The following is a 10,201-nucleotide window of genomic DNA, read 5'->3' as shown; positions in this document are numbered from 1 at the left end:
GACCCGCTGGGCCCGGCGCTCGGCCCGCTGCCGGGCGGCGGCCGGGTCGGCGACGGCCCCCGTTGCGGGGCGATCCTGGGTGGCCAACTCACGACTGCGGCGGGCGTCGAGCCACTCGGCCACCCAGTCGGGCGGGCTGTCGGGCGTGGCGGGGCCGACCGCGCCGCCCGACCACAGCAGCAGCAGCCCGAGCGCGTGCTTGCAGGGGAACTTGCGGCTCGGGCAGCTGCACTTGTAGCCGGGCCCTGCCGTGTCGATGACCGTGCGGTAGGGATTGCTGCCGCTACCCGCGCACAAGCCCCACACCGCCGGGCCTGCCGCGCCCGTGCCGGACCAGGGTGCCGGCGCCGCGAGTTTGGCCCCGGCCTTGCGTGACGAAGCGTCAGGGGCCAGTGCCAGAACCTGGTCCGCCGTCCACCGTTGCTGTCCCTCTTCCTCCATGCCCAAGACGCTAAGGCCGAGCACTGACAACCGGCCCTGACCTGGCCTTCCTCTCCGGTCGAGGTCGATTGTCAGTGGCGTAATGCATGGTTGGAAGCCACGGAGATCCCCGGGGGCTGACGGATCGTCCGTTCCATCCGACATGCGAGAAACAGGGGGATACTTATGTCCGTCGACACCACGCTCCGGCCGCATGCCGAGGACGCGTTCGCCCATGAACTCAAGGGCCTCGCGGCCGCCGACGACCGGCCGCGCCCGGCCCGCTGGAATCTGTCGCCGTGGGCGGTCGCCACGTATTTGCTCGGCGGGACGCTGCCGGGCGGCACCGTCATCACACCCAAGTACGTGGGGCCGCGGCGGATCGTCGAGGTCGCGGTCACGACCCTCGCCACGGACCGGGCGCTGCTGCTGCTCGGCGTGCCGGGCACGGCCAAGACCTGGGTGTCGGAGCATCTGGCAGCGGCGGTCAGCGGTGACTCCACGCTCCTGGTCCAGGGCACGGCCGGCACCCCTGAGGAGGCCATCCGTTACGGCTGGAACTATGCGCAGTTGCTCACCAACGGGCCGAGCCGAGACGCGCTCGTGCCGAGCCCGGTCATGCGGGCGATGGCCGAGGGCCGGATCGCGCGGGTGGAGGAACTGACCCGCATCCCGGCCGACGTGCAGGACACCCTGATCACGATTTTGTCCGAGAAGACCCTGCCGATACCGGAATTGGGGAGCGAGACACAGGCCGTGCGCGGCTTCAACCTCATCGCCACCGCCAACGACCGTGACCGCGGGGTCAACGACCTGTCCAGCGCGCTGCGCCGCCGCTTCAACACCGTCGTGCTGCCGCTGCCCGCCTCGGTGGAGGACGAGGTCGACATCGTCTCGCGGCGGGTCGGCCAGCTCGGGCGCTCGCTGGAGCTGCCGGTGCTGCCGGAGGGCACCGAGGAGATCCGCCGGGTCGTCACGGTGTTCCGTGAGCTGCGCGGGGGAGTGACAGCCGACGGCCGTACGAAGGTGAAGTCGCCGTCCGGGACGCTGTCCACGGCGGAGGCGATCTCCGTGGTGACCAACGGCCTTGCCCTGGCGGCGCACTTCGGCGACGGGGTGCTGCGCGCGGGCGACGTCGCGGCCGGACTGCTTGGTGCGGTGATCCGGGATCCGGCGGCGGACCGGGTGGTGTGGCAGGAGTACCTGGAGACGGTGGTCCGCGAGCGGGACGGCTGGAAGGACTTCTACCGGGCCTGCCGTGAGGTGTCCCGATGACCGCGACGACAACCGCGACGACGACCGCGCTGCTCGGCGTACGGCACCACGGGCCGGGCTCTGCCCGGGCGGTGCGGGCGGCCCTCGACCAGTACGAGCCGGGCGTCGTGCTGATCGAGGGGCCGCCGGAGGCGGACGCGGTGGTGGCGCTCGCCGCCGACGAGGGCATGCGGCCCCCGGTCGCGCTGCTGGCGCACGCGGTGGACGACCCGTCGCGGGCCGGGTTCTGGCCGTTCGCGGAGTTCTCGCCGGAGTGGGCGGCGATCCGTTGGGCGCTGGCCAGGGACGTGCCGGTGACCTTCATCGACCTCCCGGCGGCGCATTCGCTGGCGATGAGGGAGGAGGGCGACGGCCCCGGGGAGGCGACGACCCCGGACGCGCGGGTGGACCCGATCGCCGTGCTCGCCGAGACGGCCGGGTACGACGACCCCGAGCGCTGGTGGGAGGACGCCGTGGAGCACCGCGCGGCCGGCGACCCGCTGGCGGCCTTCGAGGTGCTGGGCGCGGCGATGGGGGCGCTGCGAGAGGCGTACGGGGACGGGGGCCACCCGCAGGACGCGCCGCGCGAGGCGTACATGCGGCTGCGGATACGGGAGGCGCGGCGCGCCCACGAGCGGGTGGCGGTGGTGTGCGGTGCGTGGCATGTCCCGGCGCTGGCCGCGTCGACCACGGCCACCGCCGACCGGGGCCTGCTCAAGGGGCTGCCGAAGGTGAAGGCCGAGGTCACCTGGGTGCCGTGGACGCACCGCCGGCTGTCACGGGCGAGCGGATACGGGGCCGGGATCGCCTCGCCCGGCTGGTACCGGCATCTGTTCACCGCCCCCGACCGGCCGGTCGTCCGCTGGATGACCAGGGTCGCCGGGCTGCTGCGGGAGGAGGACCTGCCGGTGTCGTCGGCCCACGTCATCGAGGCGGTGCGGATGGCCGACACCCTCGCCGCGATGCGCGGCCGCCCGCTCGCCGGGCTGACCGAGACGACCGACGCCGTCCGCGCCGTGATGTGCGACGGGTCCGACGTGCCGCTGGCGGTCATACGCGACCGGCTGATCGTCGGCGATGTCCTCGGGGAGGTGCCGGACGGCGCCCCGGCGGTGCCGCTGGCCCGGGACCTGGCACGGGAGCAGCGCCGGCTCAGGCTGGGGCCTGGCCGGCAGGTATCCGTGGGAGAAGGAGCGGGGTCTGGCGCGTGTGATCGCAAGGCGGTGGGGGCACTCCCCCAGACTCCGTCCGGGGGGACCCCCACCAGCGCCAGGGCTGGGGGAGAGGGAAGTGACGCGCTGGGGGCACTCCCCCAGCCTTCGGCCGGGGGGACCCCCACCCAGCACCAGACTGGGGGACGTCATCGACCGACGACAACGCCGCGAGCGCGCGTGCCTGGGGGCACTCCCCCAGCCTTCGGCCGGTGGGGGTACCCCCGGCGAAGCCAGGGGGAGGACCCCCACCCAGCGCCAGGCTGGGGGAGGCACGCGACGCCGTGGAGACCTGTCGGCCAGGCCCCGAAGGCCGAGGCGGCGGAACGGGAGGTGGAGCTGGACCTGCGGAAGGAGATCGACTCGGGGCGCAGCCGTCTGCTGCACCGGCTGCGGCTACTGGGCATCGGCTGGGGCGAGCTCATACCGTCCCGCTCCGGGACCGGGACCTTCCGCGAGACCTGGCGGCTGCGCTGGGAGCCCGAACTCGCGGTGCAGGTGGCCGAGGCCGGTATATGGGGCACGACGGTCGCCTCGGCGGCCACAGCCAGGGCCGAGGAGGCCGCGGTGGGCGCGCGGGCCCTGGCCGAGGTCACCGGGCTCGCCGAGCGCTGCCTGCTCGCCGGCCTGCCGGACGCCTTGCCGACGGTCATGCGGGTCCTGGCCGACCGCGCCGCGCTGGACGCGGATGTCGCGCACCTCGCGGCGGCGCTCCCGGCGCTCGTACGGGCCGTGCGCTACGGCGATGTGCGCGGCACGGACTCCGCCGCCCTCGAGGAGGTCGCGCGTGGCCTGGCCGAGCGGATATGCGTCGGGCTGCCGCCGGCCTGCGGGGGCCTGGACCCGGACGGCGCGGACGAGATGCGTGGGCATGTGCGCGCGGTCCACCACGCGGTGGCCCTGCTGTCCGACACCGCGCTGCGGGAGCGGTGGACGGCCGTGCTGCGGGGGCTGGCCCAGCGAGAGCGGGGCGTGCCCGGCGTTCTGCGCGGGGCGGCGGCCCGGCTGCTGGTGGACGAGGGCCGGCTCGAGGAGGAGAAGGCGGCACGGTTGATGGGACTGGCGCTCTCGCCGGGGACGGCGCCGCAGGACGCGGCCGGCTGGGTGGAGGGCTTCCTCGCCGGCGGCGGAATGCTGCTCGTCCATGACGAACGGCTGCTCGCGCTGGTGGACGGCTGGCTGTCGTCGGTGCCGGCGAGCGCTTTCGACGACGTACTGCCGTTGCTGCGGCGGACGTTCGCCGAGTTCGAGCCCGGGGTGCGCAGGACGGTGGGTGAGCTGGTCCGCAGGGGGACCAGGACGGCTCCCGGCGCCGCCGAGACAGCCGGTTTCGGGGCGGGGCTGGACCAAGGGCGGGCGGACGCCGTGCTGCCGACGTTGAGGTTGTTGCTGGGGGAACAGGAGTTGATGGCATGACAGGCGAAACGGCGGCCGGCGAACGGCTGCGGCGCTGGCGGCTCGTCCTCGGCGGGGGCCCGGCCGACGGGACAGGGCATGAACTGGCCGGGCGGGACGCGGCGATGGACAGGACGCTTGGCGCGCTGTACGGCAGCGACCCGAAGGGCGGGGGCGCGTCGGGCCGGGAGCGGTCGGCGGGGCTCGGCGGGTCGGCGCCGCAGGTGGTCCGCTGGCTCGGGGACATCAGGACGTACTTCCCCACCTCGGTCGTACAGGTGATGCAGCGGGACGCCATAGACCGGCTCGGGCTGTCCGCGCTCCTGCTGGAGCCGGAGATGCTGGAGGCGGTGGAGGCCGACGTCCACCTGGTCGGGACGCTGCTCTCGCTGCACAAGGCGATGCCGGAGACCACCAAGCAGACCGCGCGCGCAGTGGTGCGGAAAGTCGTCGACGACCTGGAGAAGAAGCTCGCCACCCGGACGCGGGCGACGCTGAGCGGTGCTCTGGACCGTTCGGCGCGCGTGCACCGCCCCCGGCACCGCGACATCGACTGGGACCGCACGATCCGGGCGAATCTGAAGCACTTTCTGCCCGAGCACGGGACGGTCGTGCCCGAGCGGCTGATCGGCTACGGCAGGGCGTCGCAGGCGGTGAAGAAGGACGTCGTGCTCTGCATCGACCAGTCCGGGTCGATGGCGGCCTCCGTCGTCTATGCGTCGGTCTTCGGGGCGGTGCTGGCCTCGATGCGGAGCATCGACACCAAGCTCGTCGTCTTCGACACCTCGGTCGTCGATCTGACCGACCGGCTCGACGACCCGGTCGACGTTCTCTTCGGCACCCAGCTCGGCGGCGGCACCGACATCAACCGGGCCCTCGCGTACTGCCAGTCGCTGATCACTCGGCCCGCCGAGACCGTCGTCGTCCTGATCAGCGACTTGTACGAGGGCGGGATTCGCGACGAGATGCTCAAGCGGGTCGCGGCGATGAAGGCGGCCGGCGTGCAGTTCGTGGCGTTGCTCGCGCTGTCGGACGAGGGTGCGCCCTCCTACGACCGGGAGCATGCTGCGGCCCTGGCCGCGCTCGGGGCGCCGGCCTTCGCCTGCACGCCGGATCTGTTCCCGGAGATCATGGCTGCGGCCATCGAGAAGCGCCCGCTGCCGATACCCGACAGCGACACCTGACAGCACACACGCCACACCTGACACCTGCATCTCAGCTTGACCGGAATTCTTGAGCGCTAGCCCGGGCGTTCACGCCCGGGTTAGCTCATCCTCGGAGCGGAGCCGCGCAGCGGCGGAGGTCGCTTCGTCGTCTGGCCGGTCCCCGTTGCGGTGTCGGCTTGTCAGTGGGGGGTCGTAGTCTTCCCATAATGCGCTGACGTGCAGTCACTCTGACCTGTGGGGCGGGTGTTGTCGGTTGCGGGTTGTAGCTTTTCCTGGATGTCGGGGCGGGATGTGTGAGGGGGTGCGTGGCAGTGTCGGAGGGCGTCGAGGGCGTCGAGGGTGTCGTTCGGGCTGAGGCTCGGGTTGTTCCGCCGGCTGTTGCTGCGCGTCTGGCGTCGCTGCGGGCCCGCAAGGATGCCGGCCTGGTCGGGCGGACGGCGGTTGTGCCGGTCTGGCTCAGTCGCACGGATCACGCGCGGGCGCATGAGGCGTGCCACGCCGCGGCCGGCTTGTGGAACCAGACGGTGACCTGGCTGCGCGGCCAGTGGACGGCCGGTGAGCGTCCAGGCAAGGAGGACGTCCGCCGGTTCGTGACGTCTCTGCCGTCCGAGGTGCGGCCGTTCCACGCGCACACCGCGCAGGCGGTGGCGTACGACCTGTGGGACGCTGTCGCGACGTCCCGGGCGAACCGTGCGCAGGGTTTGAAGGCCAGGGCCCCGTGGCGGGAGAAGAAGTACCGCCCGTTGTCGTTCACCGCGACGTTCGGGTGGCGGGTCACGCCCGAGGGCCGGCTGGCCCTGTCGCTGGGCCGGGGCCGGGGCAGGATTGTTCTGCCGATGCCGCACGTTATCTCGCGCGACGGCAGGCCGGTGTCTGCGGCGTCCTGGGGTGAGATCAGGTTGTGCTGGGACCGGAACGCCAGGTCGTGGTCGCTGCATGTTGCGTACTCCGCACCGGGTGACGCACTCCCGGGGCCGGCCGTCGGCCGGCCGACGGTCACGGTGGCGATCGACGAAGGCATCATCAATCCGATGACGTTCGCCGCACCGCTGCCCGACGGCAGCATGTCGGTGCTGGTCATCAACGGCCGCGGCGGGCGCGCGGCGAAGCGGCAGCGGAACAAGACGGTCGCGAAACTCACGTCGCGGATGGCCCGGTGCAAGAACGGCTCCCGCAAACACCGCAGACTGCTCGCGGCGAAGAAGAAGATTGAGGCGAAGACGGAGCGTCGTCTGCACGACGTCGATCACCAGGTCACAGCTAAAGCTGAGAAGTTCACCCGCGAGGTCCATGCCGCGTGGACGAAGCACCACCGGGAGATTTCCGGCCCGGACGCGATCGTCGGGGTGCGCCTGGTCGCCGGAGACGTGCGTGGCATCGAGCGGAACACCAACACGAAGCGGCGCGCGTCGAGGTCGACGCGGCAGCAGTTGTCGCAGTGGTCCCGCGGCAGGCAGGACGACTTCCTGCAGTACAAGACCGGCCTGGTACTCGAGCACATCAGTGAGGCGTACTCCTCGCAGACGTGCCCGCTGTGCAACGAACGGACGAAGGTCCGCGGCCGCGAGTACGTGTGCAGGAACATCACCTGCGGGTTCCGGTTGCACCGGGACGCAGTGGGCGGCGTGAACATCCAAGCGCTGGCCGTCAACGACGGGCAGTTCCGCCCGGATCCCGACCTTCGCGTGGAGGTCATGTATCGCCGAGCCCAACCCGGCTGGAGTCCTCTTCAGCGGTCACTGCACGCCTACCACCAGGACGTCCTCGGACGATCTGGTACGGGGGCGGGCAGGGAAGCACGGCGTAGTGCCCCGAACCGGGCCACCCGCAGCATCACCGCGGGCGTAGCTGTCGTCCCCTCACCACGAGGAGACAGCACCGACCAGACAGACGGCACCACCACCCTTGCGGGTGCTGGCCGGACACCCGTCCACGCCACCTGACCAGTCAGCGCAAAACAGAAGCCCCGGCCTTCAGGCCGGGGAGGTTCACAGGCCTGGTCTGTGACCGTTCTCACCGCTCTCGTGTGAGCTGCGATTTACCGGTGCACCCCACACGGGGATAACCTGCGAGACGGACATGCCGCGTGCTCGGCCGACGTGTGCGCCCCCCGTGCGAACGTAGGAAAATCGTACGAAGACGTGATCGACGACCCCGTGGCGGCACGCTCACGCAGACAACGACGAACCCGCGATTACCAAGGACGGACGCGCGTGGACCTGTTCGAGTACCAGGCGAGGGACCTCTTCGCCAAGCACGGTGTACCGGTGCTGGCCGGTGAAGTCATCGACACGCCTGAGGCGGCGCGCGAGGTGGCCGAGCGACTGGGCGGCCGCGCGGTCGTCAAGGCTCAGGTGAAGGTCGGTGGCCGTGGCAAGGCCGGCGGCGTGAAGCTGGCCTCCGACCCGGCCGACGCGGTGGCCAAGGCCGGGGCGATCCTCGGCATGGACATCAAGGGCCACACGGTCCACAAGGTGATGCTGGCGGAGACCGCCGACATCGCGGAGGAGTACTACGTCTCCTTCCTCCTTGACCGCACCAACCGCACCTTCCTCGCCATGGCCTCCGTCGAGGGCGGCGTCGAGATCGAGGTCGTCGCCGAGGAGAACCCCGACGCGCTCGCCAAGATCCCGGTGGACGCCATCGAGGGCGTGACCGAGGCGAAGGCCCGCGAGATCGTCGAGGCGGCGAAGTTCGCCCCCGAGCTGCACGACCAGATCGTCGACGTCCTGAAGACGCTGTGGAAGGTCTTCATCGAGGAGGACGCCCTCCTCGTCGAGGTCAACCCGCTGGTCAAGACCGGCGACGGCAAGGTCATCGCGCTCGACGGCAAGGTCTCCCTGGACGAGAACGCCGAGTTCCGCCAGCCCGAGCACGAGGCGCTGGTCGACCACGCCGCGGCGAACCCGCTCGAGGCCGCGGCCAAGGCCAAGAACCTCAACTACGTCAAGCTCGACGGCGAGGTCGGCATCATCGGCAACGGCGCGGGTCTGGTCATGTCGACCCTCGACGTCGTCGCGTACGCCGGTGAGGAGCACGGCGGTGTGAAGCCCGCCAACTTCCTCGACATCGGCGGCGGCGCCTCCGCCCAGGTCATGGCGAACGGCCTCGAGATCATCCTCGGCGACCCGGACGTCAAGTCCGTCTTCGTCAACGTCTTCGGTGGCATCACCGCCTGTGACGAGGTCGCCAACGGCATCGTCCAGGCCCTGCAGCTGCTCGAGGACAAGGGCGAGGCGGTCACCAAGCCGCTCGTCGTCCGTCTCGACGGCAACAACGCGGAGCTGGGTCGCAAGATTCTCTCCGACGCCAACCACCCGCTCGTGCAGCGTGTGGACACCATGGACGGCGCGGCCGACAAGGCCGCCGAGCTGGCCGCGGCCAAGTAAGGGACGAGGGAAACCACAACCATGGCTATCTTCCTCACCAAGGACAGCAAGGTCATCGTCCAGGGCATGACCGGCTCCACCGGCATGAAGCACACCAAGCTCATGCTCGCGGACGGCACCAACATCGTCGGCGGCGTGAACCCGCGCAAGGCAGGCACCTCCGTCGACTTCGACGGCACCGACGTACCCGTCTTCGGTACGGTCGCCGAGGCGATCGAGAAGACCGGCGCCAACGTCTCCGTCCTCTTCGTGCCACCGGCCTTCGCCAAGGCCGCCGTCATCGAGGCGATCGACGCCGAGATCCCGCTCGCGGTCGTCATCACCGAGGGCATCGCGGTCCACGACTCCGCCGCCTTCTGGGCGTACGCGAAGTCCAAGGGCAACAAGACCCGCATCATCGGTCCGAACTGCCCCGGCCTGATCACCCCCGGCCAGTCCAACGCCGGCATCATTCCGGGCGACATCACCAAGCCCGGCCGCATCGGTCTGGTGTCGAAGTCCGGCACGCTGACCTACCAGATGATGTACGAGCTGCGTGACATCGGCTTCTCGTCGGCGGTCGGCATCGGTGGCGACCCGGTCATCGGCACCACCCACATCGACGCGCTCGCGGCTTTCGAGGCCGACCCCGACACCGACCTGATCGTCATGATCGGCGAGATCGGCGGCGACGCGGAGGAGCGGGCGGCGGACTTCATCGCGAAGAACGTGACCAAGCCGGTCGTCGGCTACGTCGCGGGCTTCACCGCCCCAGAGGGCAAGACCATGGGCCACGCGGGCGCCATCGTCTCCGGTTCGTCGGGCACCGCCCAGGCGAAGAAGGAGGCCCTGGAGGCCGCCGGCGTCAAGGTCGGCAAGACCCCGTCGGAGACCGCGCGGCTCGCCCGCGCGATCCTCGAGGGCTGACCTCGCCTCATCGCACGGCGGTGGGCCCGCTTCCCTTCGGGGGCGGGCCCACCGCCGTTTTTTCTCCCTCCGATACGCCTCAGGGGAAGGGCTCGCGCGGCACGACCGCCCCGCACCACCGGTCGTACGGCGCGCACCGCAGCGTGTCGTGGCGCAGTTCCGGGGCGTCCTGCTGTATGGGGGCGGGCTCGGCGGCCGGTTCCGTGGCCGGTTCCGCCGCCACGGCCCGGTCGGGGGGCTCCGGGGGCTCCGGGGCCCATACGGAGGCCGTGGCCGGCGGCGCGATCAGGTGCACCGGGTCCGCCACGGCCATCACGCCAGTCCACAGCGCGAAGGCCGCCGTCAGCCCCACCGCCCCGGCCGTCTGCCGCCGTACCCGGCGCCGGCTGCGGCGCCGCAGCACGGACCCCGCCGGTCCGGCCGTACGGGCCTCGCGGAGCAGCGCGGGCAGCAGGGCGGC

7 protein-coding genes and 1 pseudogene are annotated in these 10,201 nt (G+C 71.5%); 6 read left to right on the top strand and 2 right to left on the bottom strand.

Annotated features, from left to right (window positions below; genetic code table 11):
• The coding region (locus tag EFK10_RS36235; RefSeq protein ID WP_206305728.1) for an SWIM zinc finger family protein at positions 1–441 on the bottom strand (441 nt) is incomplete at its 3' end.
• A 165-nt stretch (positions 442–606) separates the two neighbouring features.
• Between EFK10_RS36235 and EFK10_RS36230 the strand changes: the two genes are divergently transcribed.
• The 6 genes from EFK10_RS36230 (at position 607) to sucD (ending at position 9,741) form a co-directional block, all read left to right on the top strand.
• Positions 607–1,695, top strand: a complete 1,089-nt coding sequence (locus tag EFK10_RS36230; protein ID WP_127359888.1) for an ATP-binding protein — start codon at positions 607–609, stop codon at positions 1,693–1,695.
• Positions 1,692–4,301 (top strand): DUF5682 family protein, encoded by a 2,610-nt coding sequence (locus tag EFK10_RS51305; protein WP_240677686.1) that lies wholly within the window; start codon positions 1,692–1,694, stop codon positions 4,299–4,301. Before EFK10_RS36230 ends, EFK10_RS51305 begins: the two co-directional genes overlap by 4 nt.
• Positions 4,298–5,464, top strand: coding sequence for a VWA domain-containing protein (locus EFK10_RS36215; protein ID WP_127359887.1), 1,167 nt, complete (start codon positions 4,298–4,300; stop codon positions 5,462–5,464). Before EFK10_RS51305 ends, EFK10_RS36215 begins: the two co-directional genes overlap by 4 nt.
• Before the next feature lie 506 nt (positions 5,465–5,970).
• The gene (locus EFK10_RS36210; RefSeq protein WP_127359886.1) at positions 5,971–7,389 is read left to right on the top strand and encodes a zinc ribbon domain-containing protein; all 1,419 of its coding nucleotides are present in this window, start codon (positions 5,971–5,973) and stop codon (positions 7,387–7,389) included.
• Between the two features lie 270 nt (positions 7,390–7,659).
• Positions 7,660–8,835, top strand: a complete 1,176-nt coding sequence (gene sucC, locus EFK10_RS36205; RefSeq protein WP_127359885.1) for an ADP-forming succinate--CoA ligase subunit beta — start codon at positions 7,660–7,662, stop codon at positions 8,833–8,835.
• 21 nt (positions 8,836–8,856) lie between these two features.
• A complete protein-coding gene (sucD, locus tag EFK10_RS36200) occupies positions 8,857–9,741 on the top strand; it encodes a succinate--CoA ligase subunit alpha (protein ID WP_127359884.1) in 885 nt (294 codons plus the stop codon).
• Positions 9,742–9,820: 79 nt separating this feature from the next.
• On the opposite strand, the pseudogene EFK10_RS48050 reads toward sucD, so the two are convergent.
• Positions 9,821–10,201, bottom strand: a pseudogene (locus tag EFK10_RS48050) (hypothetical protein); the annotation flags it as partial.

The sequence above is a fragment of the Streptomyces soli genome (genome assembly GCF_003999195.1).
GTDB lineage: Bacteria > Actinomycetota > Actinomycetes > Streptomycetales > Streptomycetaceae > Actinacidiphila > Actinacidiphila soli.
Note: the sequence above shows the minus strand (reverse complement) of the source record. Positions and strands in the feature narration are given on the sequence as shown.

Bases quoted from the DNA above. Each gene is read 5' to 3' on its own strand.
- EFK10_RS36215 (WP_127359887.1), top strand. From the start codon at position 4,298: ATGACAGGCGAAACGGCGGCCGGCGAACGGCTGCGGCGCTGGCGGCTC.
- sucD (WP_127359884.1), top strand. From the start codon at position 8,857: ATGGCTATCTTCCTCACCAAGGACAGCAAGGTCATCGTCCAGGGCATG.
- EFK10_RS36230 (WP_127359888.1), top strand. From the start codon at position 607: ATGTCCGTCGACACCACGCTCCGGCCGCATGCCGAGGACGCGTTCGCC.
- EFK10_RS51305 (WP_240677686.1), top strand. From the start codon at position 1,692: ATGACCGCGACGACAACCGCGACGACGACCGCGCTGCTCGGCGTACGG.